At 59.4% G+C, this 19,415-nt stretch carries 14 protein-coding genes and 8 pseudogenes; 12 read left to right on the top strand and 10 right to left on the bottom strand.

The window, feature by feature from the left end; translation table 11 throughout:
• Position 1: 1 nt before the first annotated feature.
• The 4 genes from tnpC to P6U30_RS10670 form a co-directional block, all read right to left on the bottom strand.
• Entirely contained in the window at positions 2-1,537 is a 1,536-nt protein-coding gene (gene tnpC, locus P6U30_RS10685) for an IS66 family transposase (RefSeq protein WP_407169132.1), read from the bottom strand.
• A 69-nt stretch (positions 1,538-1,606) separates the two neighbouring features.
• Positions 1,607-1,960 (bottom strand): IS66 family insertion sequence element accessory protein TnpB, encoded by a 354-nt coding sequence (tnpB, locus tag P6U30_RS10680; protein ID WP_074124987.1) that lies wholly within the window; start codon positions 1,958-1,960, stop codon positions 1,607-1,609.
• A complete protein-coding gene (tnpA, locus tag P6U30_RS10675; protein WP_407169131.1) occupies positions 1,957-2,844 on the bottom strand; it encodes an IS66 family insertion sequence element accessory protein TnpA in 888 nt (295 codons plus the stop codon). Before tnpA ends, tnpB (P6U30_RS10680) begins: the two co-directional genes overlap by 4 nt.
• Positions 2,845-2,957: 113 nt before the next feature.
• Positions 2,958-3,377, bottom strand: a complete 420-nt coding sequence (locus P6U30_RS10670; RefSeq protein WP_407169130.1) for an SET domain-containing protein-lysine N-methyltransferase — start codon at positions 3,375-3,377, stop codon at positions 2,958-2,960.
• A 203-nt stretch (positions 3,378-3,580) separates the two neighbouring features.
• On the opposite strand from P6U30_RS10670, the pseudogene P6U30_RS10665 reads away from it, so the two are divergent.
• A pseudogene (locus tag P6U30_RS10665) lies at positions 3,581-4,636 on the top strand (transposase).
• 145 nt (positions 4,637-4,781) lie between these two features.
• Here P6U30_RS10665 and P6U30_RS10660 read toward each other — a convergent pair.
• Positions 4,782-5,626: pseudogene (locus P6U30_RS10660) on the bottom strand (transposase).
• A gap of 1,130 nt (positions 5,627-6,756) precedes the next feature.
• On the opposite strand from P6U30_RS10660, the gene P6U30_RS10655 reads away from it, so the two are divergent.
• The 3 genes and pseudogenes from P6U30_RS10655 to P6U30_RS10645 form a co-directional block, all read left to right on the top strand.
• Positions 6,757-7,218: a transposase gene (locus P6U30_RS10655; RefSeq protein WP_407169129.1), complete on the top strand. Its 462-nt coding sequence runs from the start codon at positions 6,757-6,759 to the stop codon at positions 7,216-7,218.
• Between the two features lie 215 nt (positions 7,219-7,433).
• Positions 7,434-7,529, top strand: a pseudogene (locus P6U30_RS10650) (hypothetical protein); the annotation flags it as partial.
• Positions 7,530-7,566: 37 nt separating this feature from the next.
• Positions 7,567-7,899, top strand: a pseudogene (locus tag P6U30_RS10645) (IS3 family transposase); the annotation flags it as partial.
• Between the two features lie 290 nt (positions 7,900-8,189).
• Here the strand turns inward: P6U30_RS10645 and P6U30_RS10640 are convergent.
• The gene (locus tag P6U30_RS10640) at positions 8,190-8,888 is read right to left on the bottom strand and encodes a hypothetical protein (RefSeq protein WP_407169128.1); all 699 of its coding nucleotides are present in this window, start codon (positions 8,886-8,888) and stop codon (positions 8,190-8,192) included.
• Positions 8,889-10,368: 1,480 nt separating this feature from the next.
• Here P6U30_RS10640 and P6U30_RS10635 point away from each other — a divergent pair.
• A protein-coding gene (locus tag P6U30_RS10635; protein ID WP_407169127.1) for an IS5 family transposase occupies positions 10,369-11,207 on the top strand; the annotation gives its coding sequence in 2 pieces (ribosomal slippage) (positions 10,369-10,690 and positions 10,690-11,207; 840 coding nt in all).
• Between the two features lie 229 nt (positions 11,208-11,436).
• Positions 11,437-11,715: a hypothetical protein gene (locus P6U30_RS10630; protein WP_407170419.1), complete on the top strand. Its 279-nt coding sequence runs from the start codon at positions 11,437-11,439 to the stop codon at positions 11,713-11,715.
• Here P6U30_RS10630 and tnpB (P6U30_RS10625) read toward each other — a convergent pair.
• Together tnpB (P6U30_RS10625) and P6U30_RS10620 are read right to left on the bottom strand one after the other, a co-directional pair.
• Positions 11,677-11,850: an IS66 family insertion sequence element accessory protein TnpB gene (tnpB, locus tag P6U30_RS10625; protein ID WP_407170682.1), complete on the bottom strand. Its 174-nt coding sequence runs from the start codon at positions 11,848-11,850 to the stop codon at positions 11,677-11,679. The genes P6U30_RS10630 and tnpB (P6U30_RS10625) overlap by 39 nt on opposite strands.
• Before the next feature lie 165 nt (positions 11,851-12,015).
• Positions 12,016-12,186 carry a transposase gene (locus tag P6U30_RS10620; RefSeq protein ID WP_407169126.1) on the bottom strand — a complete coding sequence of 57 codons (171 nt, stop codon included), beginning with the start codon at positions 12,184-12,186 and terminating at the stop codon, positions 12,016-12,018.
• Between the two features lie 413 nt (positions 12,187-12,599).
• Here P6U30_RS10620 and P6U30_RS10615 point away from each other — a divergent pair, with 413 nt between their 5' ends.
• The 3 genes and pseudogenes from P6U30_RS10615 to P6U30_RS10605 all read left to right on the top strand — a co-directional run bounded on the left by P6U30_RS10615 (position 12,600) and on the right by P6U30_RS10605 (position 14,450).
• A complete protein-coding gene (locus P6U30_RS10615; RefSeq protein WP_407169125.1) occupies positions 12,600-12,836 on the top strand; it encodes a hypothetical protein in 237 nt (78 codons plus the stop codon).
• Positions 12,830-13,126: a glutamine amidotransferase-related protein gene (locus P6U30_RS10610; protein ID WP_407169124.1), complete on the top strand. Its 297-nt coding sequence runs from the start codon at positions 12,830-12,832 to the stop codon at positions 13,124-13,126. The genes P6U30_RS10615 and P6U30_RS10610 overlap by 7 nt, the downstream gene beginning before the upstream one ends.
• A gap of 63 nt (positions 13,127-13,189) precedes the next feature.
• Positions 13,190-14,450, top strand: a pseudogene (locus P6U30_RS10605) (IS701 family transposase).
• Between the two features lie 514 nt (positions 14,451-14,964).
• On the opposite strand, the gene P6U30_RS10600 reads toward P6U30_RS10605, so the two are convergent.
• On the bottom strand, positions 14,965-15,252 hold the full coding sequence (locus tag P6U30_RS10600) for a transposase (RefSeq protein ID WP_407170418.1): 288 nt from the start codon (positions 15,250-15,252) through the stop codon (positions 14,965-14,967).
• Positions 15,253-15,444: 192 nt separating this feature from the next.
• Between P6U30_RS10600 and istA the strand changes: the two are divergent.
• From istA to P6U30_RS10585, 3 pseudogenes are all read left to right on the top strand, one after another.
• Positions 15,445-17,051 (top strand): annotated as a pseudogene (istA, locus tag P6U30_RS10595) (IS21 family transposase).
• Positions 17,029-17,834: pseudogene (istB, locus tag P6U30_RS10590) on the top strand (IS21-like element helper ATPase IstB). The pseudogenes istA and istB overlap by 23 nt, the downstream one beginning before the upstream one ends.
• A 36-nt stretch (positions 17,835-17,870) precedes the next feature.
• Positions 17,871-18,317, top strand: a pseudogene (locus P6U30_RS10585) (transposase); the annotation flags it as partial.
• Here the strand turns inward: P6U30_RS10585 and P6U30_RS10580 are convergent.
• Positions 18,289-19,218 (bottom strand): TauD/TfdA dioxygenase family protein, encoded by a 930-nt coding sequence (locus P6U30_RS10580; protein ID WP_407169123.1) that lies wholly within the window; start codon positions 19,216-19,218, stop codon positions 18,289-18,291. The pseudogene P6U30_RS10585 and the gene P6U30_RS10580 overlap by 29 nt on opposite strands.
• Between the last annotated feature and the right edge of the window lie 197 nt (positions 19,219-19,415).

The raw sequence follows: 19,415 nt of genomic DNA, 5'->3' as shown, positions 1-19,415 counted from the left end.
CTCAGGCGTTGGCAGAGCCAGCGGAGCTCCAGTTCCACGGCAGAAGTTCGTCGAGGCGGTTGACGGGATGTCCGTCGACCAAGCGCTGCAGCACGTCGCGCAGGTATGCGTAAGGCTCGACGTCGTTGAGCTTGCACGTTTCGATCAGCGAACAGAGGATTGCCCATCGTTCTCCGCCACCGTCGCTACCGGCAAAGAGATGGTTCTTGCGGCCGAGCGCCACAGGGCGGATCGCCCGCTCGACGGGGTTCGTGTCGAGTTCGATGCGGCCATCATGGAGGAAGCGGGTCAATCCATCCCAGCGCGACAGCGCATACCGGATCGCTTCGGCGAGATTGCCGCGGCCGGGCAATTGAGGGAGCTGCACCTCGAGCCAAAGGCGAAGGTTGTCAATGATCGGCTTGGCGAGTGCGCGCCGCGTCGCCAGCCGATGCGCCGGCGATTGACCGCGCACCTGCGCTTCGACAGCATAGAGGCTGGCGATACGGCGCAAAGCCTCGTGCGCGATGGGCGTGTCCTCGGCTTGCGCAACCTCGTAGAACTTGCGCCTGGTGTGCGCCCAACATGCGGCGAGAGTGATGGTTCCGGCGCCGGTCAGTCGCTCGAATCCGGCGTAACCGTCGACGTGCAGAACGCCCTTGAAGTGCGTCAGATGCGCTGTCGGGCGCTCCGCTTTCCGGTCGGGCGCGAACACATAGACCGCAGCCGGCGGCTCAGGCCCAGCCCAGCTCCGTTGATCGCGGGCGTACACCCACAGTCGTCCGGTTTTGGTGCGGCCCCGGCCCGGATCCAGCACCGGAATCGGCGTATCATCGGCGAACAGATGGTCGGATTCGAACACGTTTTTGCACAATCGATCGTGCAGGGCCTCGAACCACCAGCACGCGCCGCCGACCCAGCCGGCCAGCGTCGAGCGCGGCAAGTCAACGCCATGGCGCGCGAAGACTTGAGACTGTCGGCAGAGCGGGGTGTGATCGCAATATTTGCTGACCAGCACCTGAGCGAGCAGGGCTGGCGTGGCAAGCCCGCCGGCGATCGGCCGCTCCGGCGCCGTCGCTTGCACGACCTTGTTGCAGGTACGGCAGGCATATTTCGGGCGTGTGATCCGCACGATGCGCAGCTGCGCCGGTACCCAATCCAGCATCTCGCTGACGCTTTCGCCGATCGCATGCAACGCGCCGCCGCAGCACGCGCAGAGGTCGCGATCGACGCTCAAAACGACCTCTTCGCGGGGCAAATGTTCGGGCAGCGATTTACGCTTCGGCTGTGTATCCAGGCACGGCGCGGACGTCGCCGCCAGGCCCTGATCCGCCTCCACGGTTGCCAAATCGATGTCGAGATCTTCAAGGCCGAGCGCGAGCCGATCGGCGTCGAGACGCTCGGAACGGCGCCCAAATTGTGCGCGCTGAAGCTGTTTGATGATCGCCTGGAGACGCTGGATCTCGCTGTTCCGATGCGCGATGACCGAGGCAATGTCGCGCACCAGGCGATGCAGAAGCGCAGTATCCGATGGCAGATTTTCGAGGTCGAGCTGCATGACCGATTCTACTCGGACACGCTGATTCGACGAAGCAACTTCGCTATATTCTATGCGGGTTTTTGCGATTCAACCCGCGATGGCCGGACGCCATCGACGCTCGGGTGTGCGCCAATCGATGCCTTCGATCAGCATGGCAAGCTGCGCCGGGGACAGTGTCACGGTGCCGCCGGGATCGCTCATTCTCGGCCAGATGAAGCCGCCCTGATCGAGCCTCTTGCTGAACAGGCAAAGCCCGTTGCCGTCCCAGAACAGGATCTTCAGCGTGCTTGCCTTCTTGCCTCGGAAGGCAAACAGATGGCCCGAGAACGGATCCTTCTTGAGGTGTTCCTGAACGAGCGCGGCGAGGCCATCCAGGCCCTTGCGCATGTCGGTATACCCCAAAGCCAGATGCACTTTCACGCCGGCTGGCACGATCATCATCGGGTGGTCTCTCGCTCAATGACGTGGCGACGGACTGTATCCGGATCGCTGCCGACCGGTGCGAAGACGCGACGCCCATCGTCCAATTCGATGACCGTCATGCCGTCGGGCGGCTGCAACAGATCGTGCAGAACAACCGGCGTCGATGGCACGGCGAAGCTTGCACCGGCTACCGCAACCGGCACCAGCTTGGCGCGCTTGCCCCTGCCGAATCCAAGCTCGGCTCCCCAGCGGAACAACATGCTAGTGACAACACCGTGCCGTCGTGCAGCCGACGATACGGTCTCCCCAGGTCGTTCGGTCTCCAACACGATGGCGAGCTTTTCCTCGTCGGTGAAGCTGCGGCGGTTCTGCTTCCCAGGTGTCGGAGGATCGTCATTCGGCGTCGCTGTCAAGCGGGATTCAGCCGCGCCATCCTTAGCACTAGTCTTAGCACTAGTGCTTAACAGTGGGCGGGCACTCGGATGAAGGTGCGTCCGCCAGTCGATTTCAACCTCATTGGCGTCGATCAAATCGCGCCATCGCCTCAGGCTGTGCTGCGATATGCCATGTGCCCGGGCGTATGTTTGCATGCTCAGACCGCACCACCTCATCGCTTCAACGTGCATCGCCCAGAACGCTTGCACGGCTCTGCAGCGGAGGTCCTTCGACACTGGAGCCCGCTTCTTGCGGAGCCGCTCCCGACGTTCCTCGCGACGCAATTCCGCACGCATTTTCAACGTCTCGGCGTCAACCAGGTGCCGCAGCCAGCGATCGAATGTGCCGCCACTGAGACGGTGCCGACGACAATATTTGCGCTTGCTGAGACCGCTTCGCCGCCACGCTTCAACGTGTACCGACCAAAAGGAGCGACGTGCTTCGTTCTTGAAATATTCCGTACCCACCGGAGATCCTACAATGCAGCAAGGAACCCGATATGGAACGACAACGCACTCTCGGAAAGTCGTGCAGGATTCGGACGCTTACGCTAGGTCGACACAGTCAACGATCTCTACACTTAGTCAATGAAGTTGATACTATGAGGATAAGCGGAGATATTCGCATAGCAGTGTGTTATTTCCTCATCCACCTCTATGTCCTTTATCGCCACAATGCTCGCCCACGCGCCGGAGTCTTCATCCGTCCACACTATTCGTGCATTTGGGTTAAAAGAGTGGTTCACTATCGAGAGAAAACCGAAAACAACGTATCCTGTCAGAGGAGGCCCCTTGAGATGCCTATCGTGCCGCGCGAAGTAGTACTCGAAGATTTCCGTACGATCTAGCAGCTCAGCTTGAGTATCATCAAATCCCCACGTTGGAGCGCGTTCAATTACATCTCCAACCTTGAACGCAATATTTGCGAATACGCCGCGACCTTTTCGTGGCACAGTTTTGACGTACATGGCGTTGCTGCGATCAAAGATCTTGTCGACCATCGTGTGCGCCTTCTTCGTACTAAGCATTGCCGTTTCCTTCGTCGTGTTTACTACTGACAAGGGAGCATTGATCGTCTGGCCCGTTCCTAAAGGGCACAACTAAGCTGCCGAAAGAGCCGTTTTGCGTAACGGTCCGAGTGTGATTCTGTGCATCGGTTTGAATCCCTTAGACTGAGGCGCGCGATGCGGGGCGCGGAAGGATTATGCGAACGGAAGGAGTTTTCAGCTATGTGCGGCTTGAATGGCGCGTTCGAACGAATCGTGCGCTGGGCACGATCCGTACGCTGAGCGATCAGGCGCTCGCCGGGTTGTCGCGGGCCTTTAATCAGCGGCACGCCCGTGATGATCGGATGTCGGTTCCGCGGGAGCGATCGTTGCGGGCCTTCTATAGGCTGCGCTCGGAGCGGGAGCAGGAGCAACTCGACTACAACCTGCCGTTCCGTTGGTTTGTCGGGCGGTCGTCGCATGAGCCGGTGTGGAACGCTATGTTGTTGCGCAAGAACAGAGATCGGCCGCTTAATGATGATATCGCGGCCAAGTTCTTTGTGAACGCCCTGAGCCTGCCGCAGGTCAAGGGCTTGCTCTCCAGCGAACACTTCTCGTTCGATGACACTTTGATTCTTGTGCCGAAGAGCGGCGGTGGTCCGCCCTCGCGTGATCGCTAGGGCGGCGGCAGCACCGAACGCGACTTCCATGGCAAAAAGCGCAAGAACGACACGCGTTTGTCGACTACGTACCCCGGTGCCCGGCTGTTCCGCAACGGAGCGGGCAAGGAGCCAAAGCTCCCCTACGAGCGAGATCTGATGACGGAGAACCGCAAGCGGCTTATCGCCGATGTGCGCGTGATCGAGGTTAACGACACGGCAGAGCGCGAGGCCGCACTCGATCTGATCGAGGAAAACGTCAGGCCCAATAGCACGGTGCGTGCCAACAAGAACTGCGATACCGCCAAATTCGTGGCCGGCCGCCGCGAACATGGCCGCTCGCCGCATGTCTCGGAGAACAATACGAACCGCTGCTCGGCGATCGACGGAGACACCACCCGCCACCCCGATTATCCTATCAGCACGATCAACCGTAAGCGGACCGAAGAACCCTTCGGCCGAATGAAGACCGTCGGCGGGTCGCGTAAGACACGCTGTTGTGGACGGGCGCTGGTCGAATGCCGCTTCGTGCTGTCGGCCGCCGCCTACAATCTCATCCGCATCCCGATGCTCGGGGCTGTAACGGGAGAAGTTCGTCCGGTGAATATAAGATGAGGCAAACCCACAGCGAATATCGCGCTTGCAACGCCGGTCACCGCATATCGATCCTCTCGTCTCACTCGCCAACGTAGACAAATTCGGCCTCGAAATGAACTCGCTTAGCACCGTGCTCATGACGGCGCATGGGCCTCGACTTGGATTACGCAGCATGGGCATCTACGTAGCCTCCTAACCAATGCTCGCGAGGCGCCGCCGGATGGTGGCGATCGAATGCGGCAAGTGACGCTCGGTTCTGAGTGGGAGCGCCGCGGGGCTTTTGATTTTTGAAAATGCAAATTCTTTGACGCGCGCAGGCCGATAAGGTCGTGAGGAGAGAATCGTCTCCCTTTCGGGAGATCAGGAAACCGTAGGCGGCAATGCATAACGTGGCGTGGTAGTTGAAGCCGCGCCAACCGCGGCCTTCATAATGCGCGAGCGATCCCATGCCGGGCGGCCACACGGACGTCTTCGGCAAGATGCCCGCAACATAGCGCAATTCCGCGCCATATCCGGCATTCAGTACCATGCCACGCTCAATGTTCGTTCCATAGACCAATCGGATTTGCTCCAGCGCGATCTCGGGCTTGGTCGTGAAGCTAACATCCTTGGGCGCACCGGCCTTTCGACGTTCCTCCTCCTCGGCCCAGCTCTGGGATAAATACAAACGATGGGCGATCGAAAAGCTCGCATGGTGATTGGCGATCGACAGCGAAACCGCCACTTGGCAAATGTCTTGCTCGCCAAGTTGACCGCAATATTGACGTGCCACGTCGATCAAACGTCGGCCTTTCTTAGCAAGGCCAGTGTCATCGATGATCCAAGCTTCAATCGGGCCGTGCCGCTCAATCTTCGGCTGCACCATCTGCCGAACCTTGCCCAAGACCTCTCGCCTGACCATCCGCCCGTGCCCACGAAATGGAGCAGCGATTGATGCTGGGTTGCTGTGCGCTCCGGCGAGGTGATCGCCGCCATCGGCTCTACGCTCTTGCGCTCACCAGGCAACATCACGCCGACACAGTAATCACGTAGCGGCTTCGCCTGATCTGCATGCCCGATGACGCTCACCAACCCGTCCACATAAGCCGTAAATCGCCCTTCACTTTCATCCTCGATTCGGCTACTCGTTTCAAAATCCTCTCACCTGAGTCTTCCGGGTAGCTGATTCACCTCAAATAGGCCCGCGACTTTCTGACTCGGTAAGACGAGCTGATATCCAAGAAGTCTCAAAGGCGGGGACGACCACGGGTCGCGTACGGCGCTCGCTGCAAGCCTCCAGATCCAGGGGCATTGCCACCGAGACTAGGGCCAAATTCAGGTAGCTCCGTTGCCGCTATGCCTACCCATCACGCCCCACCGGACATCGGCACCTCATCCGCTGAGGCCAGCACATTCGCTGAACCGGCGATCGGGCGCTTCTTCTTCGGGACAAAGCTCGAGTCCTTCATTAAACATACTTGCTGGCCAACAGTTCACTTTCGTGAGCGAACGTAGCTCGTCCCCAAGCTCCCGGCACCTACCTCGGAAGGTAGTGAGGGAAGATAGTTGCCAATACGGGTGAGTGACTTTACCTGCGGAGGACGCTCGATCGGATCTGCCGCCAAGGAGCTTGGCCTGCGCGATTCCGTGCTGCAGCGGTATGTGGAGCAGCGAGGGGCCCGGCTTGAGCCGACGGCGGCGACGCGGCGCCCCACAACGCAGGCGACCCTGCCGTCGGCGGACCACAGAGATCGCGCGTTTGCAGCGAAAGAACGAGCGGCTGCGCATGGAGCGCGACATTTTAAAAAACTGTCCAGTACAGTGGCGCGCCTGTGCGGCGTAGAAACAGCCTTGTGCTATCCTTGGCCGCTGGGAGGGTAGCGGCCGTTCGATTATTGGAGGCACAATCCCCGTTAAAAAACGTGGTCCATGGGTGCATGCGAACTTGAGAGTGCGTCGCCCTAATGACGATCCCGATTAAGAACGATTGGCATAGCCCGACCCCTCCTGCTCATCATTGAACGGAGTATTGCAATGCCCAAGAAGAGGACGGCCGGCGACCGCCCAGAACTTAGGCCGGTCAATGCCGGGGCCGGCGCCATCGACATCGGATCAACGATGCAAATGGCTGCGGTGACCCCGCTTGCATCGACGTGCCTGTGCGCTCGTTCGGCACATTCACGCGAGACCTGCACGAGCTGGCGGACCGGTTCAAAGCGTGCGGCGTGACGAGTGTAGCGATGGAATCCACGGGGGTCTATTGGATCCCGGTCTACGAAATCCTGGAGCAGCGTGGATTTGAGGTGATTCTGGTCAATGCGCGGTCCGCCAAGAACGTGCCCGGGCGCAAGACCGATGTCAGCGATGCCGCGTGGTTGCGCCAGCTTCATTCCTATGGCCTGTTACGCGGCAGCTTCCGACCTGATGCCGAGATCGCAACCCTGCGCGCGTATCTGCGCCAACGGGAGCGGCTGGTGGAATATGCCGCCGCCCATATCCAGCATATGCAGAAGGCCCTGATGCAAATGAATCCCGCAGCTCCATCATGTGGTCTCGGATATCACCGGCGCAGCCGGTATTCGGATTATCCAAGTCATTGTTACAGGCGAGCGGAATCCTGACGTCTTGGCACCTATCGGGACGTGCGATGCCATTCATCCCTCGATACGATCCGTGCGGCACTGGTGGGCAACGACCGGCACGAACATGTCTTCGCGCTAACCCAATCGCTGGAACTCTACGAAGTCTGCCAGGCGAAGATGCTGGACTGCGACCGCAAGCTCGAGGTTCTGATCGCGGCACTGACCAATAAAGGCGCGAAGCCGACCGGAAAGCTATCAAGCCACGCATCAAGACCAAACAGGTCGCCAAGCACTTCACCTCCTGGCTGTGTCTTGCACCAGGCAACAACATCTCTGGCGGCAAGGTATTGTCCTCGCGCACACGGAGATCGTCCTGTCGGGCAGCCCACCGGCTATTATGCCTGGCGCTCGCGCCCAGAGAGCCGACGATCTGCTGCCGATCGCGACCTCGTCGAGGACATCAGGCAGGTCCACCGCGACACGTGCGGGCGTTATGGCAGCCCGCGTATCCATGTCGAGTTGAACGCTCAGGGCCGCGGGGCGAGCCGTGGTCGCGTCGAGCGGTTGACGCGGTGTCACGGCATCAGGGCCGTCATGGCGCGGCCCCGCCGGGTGCGGACCACCGACAGCTGCCACGACCTGCCGATCGCCCCGAATCTGCTCGACCGCAACTTCATCGCCGCGGCTCCGAACCAGATCTGGCTGGCCAACATCACCTATAGTGCGCCTCACTCCGAGAAATCGGAGGGGCATATGTCTGGAATGCATTGAGAAAGGACGAATGTGACGAGCCTCCTTCCCGCTGTGGGGAGGCATGAGCCCAAGCGGCGGTGACCTGCTGTCAACTGGCAGGGTGACGTCGCCCGCAGGTAAAGGAAATTGAGGCGAAACCGTTACGCCGAGATGGTTCCCGAGGCGGAGCATCGGAAGATTGACGAACACGAACCGTTCATCCGCGTCTTAAGCGACGGTGCACGAAGCTTGAGTACTGGCGGTCATGCCGGCGATATTCACCAGGCTGAATTCAGCTCACTTCTGCCATCAATAAGGCTCCTCAACTCCTGGCCGGTTTGCCAAACGAGCCACTCGTCGTCCACAATATCGTCTTCTACCAGCTGCAATATCGACCCGCCGGGCTCACGATGAGCGTATCCGTAAACGGCACCCTTATCCAGTAGCTGACGCGTTGCAAATCCACACACGAAGTCCGGAGCCCACATGGCAAAACACACGCCGCGATCTATTCCTGCCATGATCTTGGGCATGCCCTGTCCTCTAAAGTCTTTGCGCACCCAACGATCCCCAAAGAAGGCTATTTTCCCGGTCATCCTTTTCGCGCTTGGTGCTGTGCAACTACAGCGATCATGAGGGTGTGCATGTTCTGTGGGATCACCGTAAAACACCTTCAAAGATTGAAGATGTTCTGCAAAATTGCTGTTTGAAAGATCATACAGGCGAGCAGCCTCTAAGAGCGCGACTTCGTTGTCCTTATCGACGCCCAGGATCCAAAATCCCTCGCCTGATTTGATCGGCGAGCGATCTGGCCGGAAAGTTGGATATGTGTGCCCCTTTGTTGGAGTGGCCCGTGCGATTGAGACATACTCGTGAAAATCGAACCCTATCGAAAGATGGATTCCCTTTTGAAGGGCGGCATCATCATATACTTGAAGGAAACGAGAGACGTTCAACGGATTGACTACGCTTTTCATTGCTGGACATTCTCCTTTCGTAATGAGCTGCATCATAACCTAGGGCGAGCTGCCAACCAATGATAGGCATCAATAATGGATCTCGGAACTACCTACTTTGGTGAGAAATATTGAGTTCGACATCCTGCCAAATGATATAGTTTATATTGGGTAGTGGTGTAGTCGACGCGACTGCGGCAGCTTGCGGCGAATAATGTCCTTTGGCTAATCCAACGAGCTGGAACCGTCCTCGGGTATCCTCCCCTGACTGGCATTTGCTGTCGTTGCGCCTCCGCCGATCATTCATACTCTTCGACAACATAGACGACTTAATCTCGAACACGGTGGTCACCTGCGCCAACGTGCACCTGCCTTGGGCGATCACGATGGTCTGGAGCGCGCATAAATAGCTTCGGAAGTCACACTGTGCCCGACAAGTGGCGTGGTAGGCTCGTACGCGTCATGATTGTGATGCTCGATGAGTGAACGATTTGAAACTGAGACGGAGTTCGCGCTTGGCGCCCCATCGACGACTGTGACAGCATTGGATGACGAGCAAGTTAAAAAGGGTTGGCGTTGCAGGCGGGCTATCGGCAGCATCCGCGAACCAGCGCATTCAAGCTGTGTTGCATATCGAAGCTTAACGAGACCACGAATCGATAATATCAGTGCTGCGTAAGGCTTAAGAAGCTTAGGGAGATGGCCACGCGCGACTTAGTGAGAGCCCGCGGCACGGGGATGCGTGTGTCAAGCCGTACGAGCGTCGCGAGCGAACCCGCTTCCAACCAAGTACCGCCTGCTCGCCTTCCTTGAAGCGCTGTAAGACGCCAGACCATGCCGAATGGAACCGGAACGACGACCGCTCGACCAGCCGCAAGTACGCGCAAACGACGGTCTCCTCCCAAAACCGTTCGGCATAGTTCGGCAGTCGGCATAGACGGCAAAACTCCATGAACACGGTCCGCAGGACTACCTGAACGACGCGCTGGAGCGCATCGTGTCCGGGCGAACTACGAGCCATCAGCTGCACGAGCTGCTCGCCTGGAACCGGAAGGCAGCCCGCAGGCGCACCGCAGGCAGCGGCATAAGCCCACGTCGCCATAAAGGTTGCATCGTCGATGGCGTCAGCCGCGATGCCGCTTGCGGAGATCGAGCGATGGCTCAGTCTCGCGTCCATCGACATCCTACCGCCACCACCATTCCCTTGGCGTTGCGCTGCTTTGTCAACCGACGACGGAAGTGCAACTGTACGACTCTAGGAGCGGCGGCAGAAGAAGGGTGTTCGCCCATGCGGTGCCTCCGTCGAGAAAGGCGCGTTCAACTCCGATCGTCGACGCGAACGACCTTCAGTTGGAGCGGGGGCGCCCGCAGGTGCTGCTTCACGACAAGGGACGCCGAGATCGCGTCGTTCCCATTCCTAAGAGGCCGACCGGAAATTAAAGTTGGGTGATTTCAGCAGGTTGTGATTCTTCGAAGGTGTTCGAAGCCATCGGAAAGGCAGATGACCTGGACCGAAATCACCCGCTGTCAGCATGACAGACGATCGTTCCGTTATGCAAGCGATTGTACGGATGCTGAATGGGCCTTGATCGAGCTGTTGATACCAGGGCCGAGCAAGGTCGGGCGACCGCGCAAGACCTGCATGCGATCGGTATGGGATGCGATCCAGTACATTGCGACGACGGGATGCCAATGGGCGCTTTTGCCGAAGGATTTTCCTCCCTTCACGACGGTCCAGTACTATTTTTACGGCCTGCGCGACAGTGGGGTGTTGGATTTGATCAATGAAGCCCTGGTTGAAATCGCGCGTAGGCTTGCTGGACGGAGCCGCAACCAACGGCGGCGATCATCGACAGTCAATCGGTCAAGACGGCCGAGAGCGGAGGGCCACGCGGCTTTGATGCGGGCAAGAAGATCAAAGGTCGCAAGCGCCACATCGTCACCGATACACAAGGAAATTTGCTGAGCGCCATCGTGCACCCGGCCAATGTTCAGGATCGGGACGGCGCGCCGGCCGTCGTCACTTTGGCGTGTGCGAACTATCCGACTATTACACACTTGTTTGCTGACGGCGGCTACGCCGGCGAAAAGCTTGAAAACGCGCTCCGGAAAATCGACGGGCCCACGATTGAAATTGTCAAACGCCCAGATGACGCAAAAGGCTTCGTTATTGTTGCCCGACGCTGGGTCGTCGAACGCACATTGGCATGGCTCAACCGCTGCCGACGTCTCGCCAAAGATTGGGAGGCCTCCGTCACCTCGGCTGAAGCATGGCTCCTTATCGCGTCAACTCGACAACTGGTGCGCCGCATCGCCAGATTGGCCAACGTCAAGTCATGAATTTTGAGTCAGACTCTAAGGATCTGGTGGGATCGCTGACGTACCTGTTGCGCGAACGCGGCCTCGCCCATCATGAACCGCGGCCGATCTTCGTCGGGGTCCACAACGAGCGCCTGACGCGTTTCGGCGCGACACACATCGTACGGCGTGCGCCTCCCAGGCCGGGTCCACGAGGCCAAGCTTGGAGGTCAAGCCGATATCGCCGCACATCTTCAGGCACTCCCTCGCCATGAAGCTCCTCCGGTCAGGCATGGACCTCCTGACGATCCAGGCCTGGCTTGGCCATGCTCAGGTCGCCACCCACCGATACGCCGCTGCGGATGTCGAGATGATGCGTCGCGGACTCGAGAAGGCGGGCGTCTCAGGCGACCGCAGCGCGCGCTTCCGGCCGAACCATCCTGCAGCTGCTGGCCAGCATTCGATTATTATGTGGCGGAGGAATCCAGCCGTGGGCCGACCCTGGCTGGCGTTAGGGCGCCTCCGCCACATAATCTCGTCCGACAAATAAGAACAGATCTGAGCCCGCATCGCGCACAAGCGCAACAAGGCCATCGATACCCTTGCGGAAGTCGACCAGATGGCTGGCCAGGAACACCTTCACGCCGGAGGGGACCATGCCGAACGGATCGCCCGGATCACCCATTGCAAGTGCGCCTCGTCGACATCCATGCCGGCGCGCACGATGACCTCGCCAATGGCAATCTCGATCACCGCGCCTGCCACAGATGCCACCACACCCTCGCAACTCGAGTACCCCCAAGCGACAATGCCGCTCGGCCCGAGCATCACGGCGCCAGGCGAACAACTGCTACGGTTGAATGCCGATCCGGCGGGCGATCGCCGATACGCTCGCGCCAGGCTCCAGCGCCTCTGTCACGACTTGCGCCTTGAACTCGTCCGACCAACGTCGGCGAAGCTGCCGCGACGCCCTCTCAAGGCGGTCGGCGACCGCTTCGATTATATGGAAGGGCACAGACATAGAAGCTCACATCGGCTCACAAACTCAGCAGCCCATAGCCGATCGCTCACCCCCACCGCCAGACGGTCTCCTTGCCGCTTACCGCTATCGCAATGCGCTACGACAGGCTCACCAGACATTTTCTCGCCGTCTATCAGGCCTCGGCTTCATCTTGCTCAACGCTCTAGCAAAGCTGCAAGACCTCGGGGCGACTGGCATCGTCTTCCCGCATCTTCGTCGTACTATCCATCTCAGATCGAACAATGTGATGTCGGAAAGCCGACAAAAGTGATACAGGATCCGTGGCGACCAAGTGTATTTCTTTCGTCAAGCAGGACGCACATCAGATTCCGCTGTTGGCACGCCGATTGCTGAGATGACCAGGAAAGGAGCTGAGGGGCCTACCGTTCGAAAGTCGTAGAAGGATTACGAAGATGAAGCTCGTCGAACCTCCTTCGTGCAGCCCCGCAACGTCAACTGTCTTTATCGGCAAGAATCGCCACGGCAACTGGGTTGCCCGCGAACAGAACGGCATATTTGGCGGCCTATTCGTGAACCGCGCCCAAGCGTTCAAATACGCACTGTTCGAGAATGGCCATCATCCAGAAAAAATCGTCGAGGTGTCGCGCGAAATCGAACTTGATATTTCGGCCAATTGGCGGAAATGCTAGCAGCAGGCACATGTCTGATACGTCGTTGCATGGCCCTCGCCCATCGCTATGAGCCGACCTACGGCGTGCAATTTCATCCTGTATCGATACTTGCCCAGGAAGGTCAGACACTACTTATGAGCTTCTTGCTACTCGCAGCGGCTGTTCTGAGGGCGGCTAGGCTATGGCTTGGTGGACCAGACTGGCCGCAACGGCGAAGCTCCGTTGCCTCGCCGCGCGTACCATCTGCAGATACTACAAGCAGCTCATGCACATATAAGAGCAGAGTGTGCATCGGCAGGATGTCGTGAAATTTGCGAACGCGCTAACATTACAGTTGCATCGTCCTGAAGGTTCTGAATCTATGGGCGACCATGATTCGGGATCTGATGATTGGTGGCGCGTCGGTTGAGGATACGCTGACGCTGTGGGCTTCGTCGTTGCGAGATGCCAAGCAACGCATCCGTCCGCTGTTTACGCAAGAGCGGGTCGCGGCCTCGGCGAGGCAATTTCTCGACGGACTGTTGGGCAACGAGCCGCGCAAGACGGGTTGGATGCGGCGGAAGCGGCTGGCGATCCAGGGCCGTGGCGCCAGCAGGCGATTCTGGGTCGGGGGCAGTGGGATGCCGACGCGCTGCGCGATATTGTACGTGAGTACGCGCTGGAAACGCTGGGTGACGAGGACGCGGTTCTGGTCATCGATGAGACCGGCTTTTTGAAACAGGGCAAGGCCTCGTGTGGGGTCGCGCGCCAGTACACTGGCTCGGCGGGCAAGATCACCAATTGCCAGATCGGAGTGTTTGCCTCCTATGTGTCGCGGCATGGCCATGCCTTCATCGATCGGGCGCTCTACCTGCCAAAGGAATGGACGGACGAACCCGCTCGCCTGAAGGCCGCACATGTCCCGAGCGATGTGAGCTTTGCGACGAAGCCCCGGATCGCGCATCAAATGATCGCTCGCGCGATCGCCGCAAAGGTGCCGTTCTCGTTCGTAGCAGCGGACAGCGTGTATGGCACGGGAGCGATCGAAACCCTGCTGCGCAAGGCGGGCAAAGGCTATGTTCTGGGGGGTGCTTCCAATCACGTGTTCTATTCCTGGGGCAAGCAGCAGCCTGTCGCCGGCACTGCCTCTACGATCGCGCAGAGCCTTCCCAAGAAGGCCTGGCGCCGCCTGCCGTCTGGCGAAGGAACCAAAGGTCCGCGCTGGCACGACTGGGCCTATCTTGAGCTGGCCGATCTCGACGCCGGCGAATACAACGACGACCTTGCCGAGGAATGGACCCGAGGTCTTCTGATCCGCCGCAATATTGCCGACAACAGCTTAGCCTTCTTCTCCACATGGTGCCCCAAGAGCACGTCCATGCAGAAGCTGGTATCCGTAGAAGGCCATCGCTGGGCCATCGAAGACAGCTTCGAAACCGCCAAGACCGAGCTCGGTCTTGATCACAACGAAACCCGCTCCTGGCATGGCTGGCATCGCCATGTCTCACTGGTCATGCTTGCCTTCGCCACGATGGCCGTCATCCGTCATCGGGCCAACACCGGAGCATTGCTTAAAAAACGCGACCGCGGCCCCGACCAAAGCATCGTTCTTGATCCGCTGGTCGATCCAGGAAATCCGCCGCATCGCCATGAAGCTCGCTCAGCGGCGCATCCCGCATGCCCACATCCTCGCATGGTCATCCTGGCGCAGGGCTCATCAAGCTCACGCGCGCAAAGCGCATCTCAAGCAAAAATTACAACTGTAATGTTAGAGCGACTCGCGAGCAGATTGAATCGAAAGAGATTCCGATATGTGGAACGACCCACGGTCAAGGACGCAGTTGGTTGAGTGACCATTGGGGTTCGGTTCGCCCATATGTCCGGCCTCTGGTTGCGCGCGGAAATAAACCGCCGGCCTTGATGACGTTCGCGATGGGCACGAGCCAGTCAAAACAACGAGCTTGATGCCCTTGGGGATTCGCGACCTTGCCGTCCTATCGGATGCCGTCCCGTTGGTCATCACAGTTAACTGCATCTTGCCCATGACCAGCCGCCGAAGCGGTTGGCCAGTTCGTCAGATGGGTTGTCAGCTCATGCCGCAACCGCCATGGCAGGCTGGCTGTGATTATAGATGCCGCCCTTTGCGAACCCCATCGTCCATGCATGATCACCGCGTCGCGCCCGCGACCAGAAGTGAGCGCAACGCGGGATTGCCCATCTTGGAAATCCTGCCAATCCGCTCCTTGCCGCCGCTCGAGTTGCTGCGGGTGCCGAAGAGCCTTCCCGACGAGAAGACAGCTGGGTCGGGCGCAAGCGTCCGGAGCGTGGCGGCAGTAATCGGCCCGACGCCTGGATTTGCCGCCGGCCGGCGCCCTGCCGGGCTCGCGCGAACGTCTCCGACGATGTTATGCTCAAGCTGCTGGATCCTGTCGGTCAATGACCGGAGGTGCTCCACGAGCACAAAAAGCGCCTTCCGCGCGAACGTCGGCCCCTTTCATTGACGTCGTCGAGGACAATTGCGACTAGCCTATCTCCTTCGCTAATCCCTTTGCAGCGACGATCCCCAACTCGGCGAGATGTCTGACAGCGGTAGCCGGTCAGGCAGGACGTTTATTTCGGTCCCTTTAGCCAGCAAGGGACCGGGGAGTTGAACGTCTTGAAGCCACACCTGCAAAGCACGGTATTTACGCTACTCGATCGCAACGCCAGCCGGCGCGAGATCCACAGACTGACGGGGGTCGATCGCAAGACGATCCGGCGTTACCGGACGCTGCGGGCTGGTGCGGAGGCAAATTCCCCCGGGAAGTGACCACCGGGCCGGTGAGCGTGGACGGCCAAATTCCTCCCCCCCGACCACCGGCTTTTGGGGCATCGGAAGCGACGGTCACCAGCAGCCTCGCCCGTTCGGCTTGCGAAGCGCATCGGACGTGGATCGAAGAACAGGTCCGCCTGAAGCGGAATGCGCAGGCGGTTTACCAGGACCTGGTCGATCAATTTGGCTTTCCGTCCAGCTACCAGAGCGTCAAGCGGTTTGTGCGCCGGTTGCGGCACACCGACCCCGAGCAGTTTGATCGCCTTGAATTCCTCCCCCGCGAGGAGGCCCAGGTCGACTATGGTGAGGGTGCGCCGACGATTGATCCGAAGAGCGGCCGCTACCGTCGTCCCCGCCTGTTCGTGATGACGCTGCGCTACTCGCGGCGCAGCTTCCCGCGGGTGGTTTGGCAATCCAGCCAGCAAGTCTGGGCGCAGCTTCACGAAGAGGCGTTCCGGTATTTTGGCGGGGTCCCCAGCTATGTCGTGCTCGACAACCTGAAGGAAGGCGTTCTCAAGCCGGATTTGTACGAGCCCCAGCTCAACCCGATTTACAGCGCGATGCTGGCTCATTACGCCGTGGTCGCCGATCCCGCGCGCGTGGCCGATCCCAATCGGAAAGGATGCGTCGAGAGTGCGATTCAACATACCCAGGGCACCGCGCTGGCCGGACGGCGCTTCGAGACACTGGAAGCCCAGAACCAGTTCTTGAGGCACTGGGAGGAGATTGGGCCTCCAAGCGCATCCATGGCAGCACGCGTCGTCAGGTCGAGGCGATGTTCCAGGAGGAGAAGCCACATCTGCGGCCGTTGCCAGTAGTTGCCTTCCGCATCTTTACCGAGGTCGTTCGGACCGTCTGCGACGATACCACCGTCCGTGTTGATAGCAGCTATTACGCCGCGCGGCCTGCGCCCATCGGCAGCCAGGTCGTGGTGCGGATATACGCCTCGACGATCGAGATCCGCGATCGCCACACCCATGCGCCAGCAGATGTTTGACACCGAAGGGCGCGTTGGACAACGCGCGATGTGGGGCATTGTCGGGCTGAGCCGGAAGTATCCGGCACGGCTGGTCGAACAGGCTTGTGCGCACGCCATTAGCAACCGCATCTGCCGTTACAAGCACGTGCGTGCGACCGTCGAGCGGCTGTTTGAACAGGCATTCGCGCAGATTGAAACGACGCCACCACCGACATCGCAGCTCATCCAGGATCATCCGTTGATCCGCACATCCGACGAATACGGCGACCTCTTCAGCCGCGCTGTGCGGCGCGACGCCGACGACAATGGCCGGCAGGCCGAGGCTCACGACGACCGCGCCCCTGCAATCCGTGCTCGTGGCGCCTGCGCAACCCTGGCCAGCTCCGGCGCCACGAGCGCTCCCGCTGCGCTTTCTCACCTCAAACTGGAGACCCAGCCACATGATGACCATGCCGGAAATTGAGCGTTGCCTGCGACAGTTGCGCCTGTCGGGCGTCCGCGACGCGCTGCAGACGCGCGTGCTGCAGGCGCAGGGCGCCAACCAGCCCTTCCTCGAGACCTTCTCTCTGATCCTGCAGGACGAATTGGACCGTCGTCAGTCCCGCCTTATCGAGCGACGATACCGGCAATCCGGGGCTCGACGAAAAAGCTGACGCAGTTCGACTGGTCCTTTAATCCCAAATTGCCGCGTCAAACCTGCTTCCAGCTCCACAGCCTGGCGTTCATTGCCACTGGCGAGAACGCCTTGCTTGTCGGCAAACCTGGCACCGGGAAGTCCCACATCGCCAAGGCGATTGCCTATCAGGCGATCCTGCAACGCCATAAGGTGCAGTATCTTGAGACCGACGACTTCTTCCACCGCTACGCCCTGAACTCCCCGGCGCAACGCGAGGTCCGGCTGCGAACCATCATCGACTGCGATCTCCTCGTGCTGGACGATCTGTTCCTCGCCCGCGCCATCGCCGACGACGCCGGCGCAGTGCTGCAGATCCTGATCCATCAGCGCTACAAACTGCACCGCAGCGTCATCGTCACCTCCAATCGCGTCGTGCAGGATTGGGGGACATATCTGGGGGACAACACCATGAGCACGACGATCCTCGATCGCCTGATGCACCACCGCCATCTGCTTGAGTTCGATGGACGCAGCTATCGCCTCAAAGAGGCCGCTGAAGCTCTTGCCCGTGAACAAAGTCAAAATAACAATCCCCTCTGTCCTGCCTCGCGGGTGGAGGAATTTGACTGACCACACCCGGAGGAATTTGAAGTGACCCGCGGGGTCTGTGTGCGCGACCTCGTCGACATCTATTATCCCCGAGCCGAGCGCATTAGCCTGGTGCTCGATAATCTCTCAACCCATTCGACCGACGCCATCTACCACGCCTTTCCGGCCGACGGAGCACGACGGATACTGCGCCGATTTGAGTTCCACTACGTCCCAAAGCACACGCGAGCTGGCTCAATATGGTCGAGATCAAGATCGGCGTCCTCGCCCGCAAATGTCTCGATAGGCGCATCGACAGCTTCGCTCGCCTCGTCGCCGAGACCGCCGCTTGGGAAAAACGGCCCAATGCCGAAACGCGCCCGCGTCAAATGGATGTTTACAACCGAAAAGGCCCACGCCAAAATGACTCGGGCTTATACAAAACCCGCAGCCAAATCAGGCCAAGTGCAACGAGTCAAAACCTCCGTGTCGAGTACTAGTCGGCATTCTCGGGTGGCTGCTTGATTACCTTGATACGCGTTACACTGCACCGGCCGTCGACGCCGACGGGCACCTCGCCTTCGATGGCCACGCGACGAACGACGCGTGGCTGGTCGCCATAATCCTTGAGCGCATAATGCATCGTGGCGCGGTTGTCCCAGATAGCGACATCGCCCTGCTTCCAGCTCCAGCGCACGGTGTTTTCTGGCGCGGTGATATGAGACTGGAATAAATCGAACAGCCTGTGGCCGTCATATTTCGGGATGTTAAGAAAACGTTTGACATATACGCCGAGAACGAGTGTTCGCTCGCCGGTCTCGGGGTGGACTCGAACGACGGGATGCTCGGTTTCGAACATCGTTCTGGCAGCGATCTCGTCATAAAGCTTCTTATCGGCTGCGCTAGGGCGGTCAATTTGAGCGAAGTCGTACGCGTTGTTGTGAACAGCCCAGAGGTCGGCGGCAAGCCGTTGCAGCGGCAGGGGCAGATCGAGAAGTGCGGCCGCGGTGTTTGACCACACCGTGTCGCCGCCGACTGGTGGGATCACAACGGCTCGCAGCACCAAAATCTTGGGATAGGCATCCACGTAAGCCACATCAACGTGCCAGAAGTCAGTTCGGATACCTCCGCGTGCTGAATCAATCTCGAAGATTGACATTGTTCCCTTTTTCGCACCAAGCGTCGGAACCGGCACGATCTTCCCAAAACGAAGAGCAAAGCGCTCTTGCTCGGCGTCGTCGAGATGATTCTGGTCGCGGAAGAAGATGACTTTGTGCTTAAGCAGCAGGCCGTTGATCGCAGCGATGGTCCGGTCCGGCAAATCGCTCGACAGCTTGATATTCCTGATTTCAGCGCCGATGCGTGCCGCGCATTTAACGACATCGGTACACGGGATGACATTGTCGACCAAAGCCGTTTTATTCATGGTATGTTCTCCAACGTTATGGTTTCTTCTCCAGACCAAGCCATTCAGCCGCGATGCGAAGCGTCTAGGTGCGGGTGGACGATGGGTGACGTTGCTGGCTTTCATGAGCACGTCCCGCGTTAACGGGTGATCCCCAGCAAGGGTCATGCCAGCCGGGCCTGGAGCCGTACATTTGCCCACGGAATGGCTCATCCTAT

Origin of the sequence: Bradyrhizobium sp. ORS 111 (genome assembly GCF_045571485.1) — a bacterium.
Lineage (GTDB): Bacteria > Pseudomonadota > Alphaproteobacteria > Rhizobiales > Xanthobacteraceae > Bradyrhizobium.
Note: the sequence above shows the minus strand (reverse complement) of the source record. Positions and strands in the feature narration are given on the sequence as shown.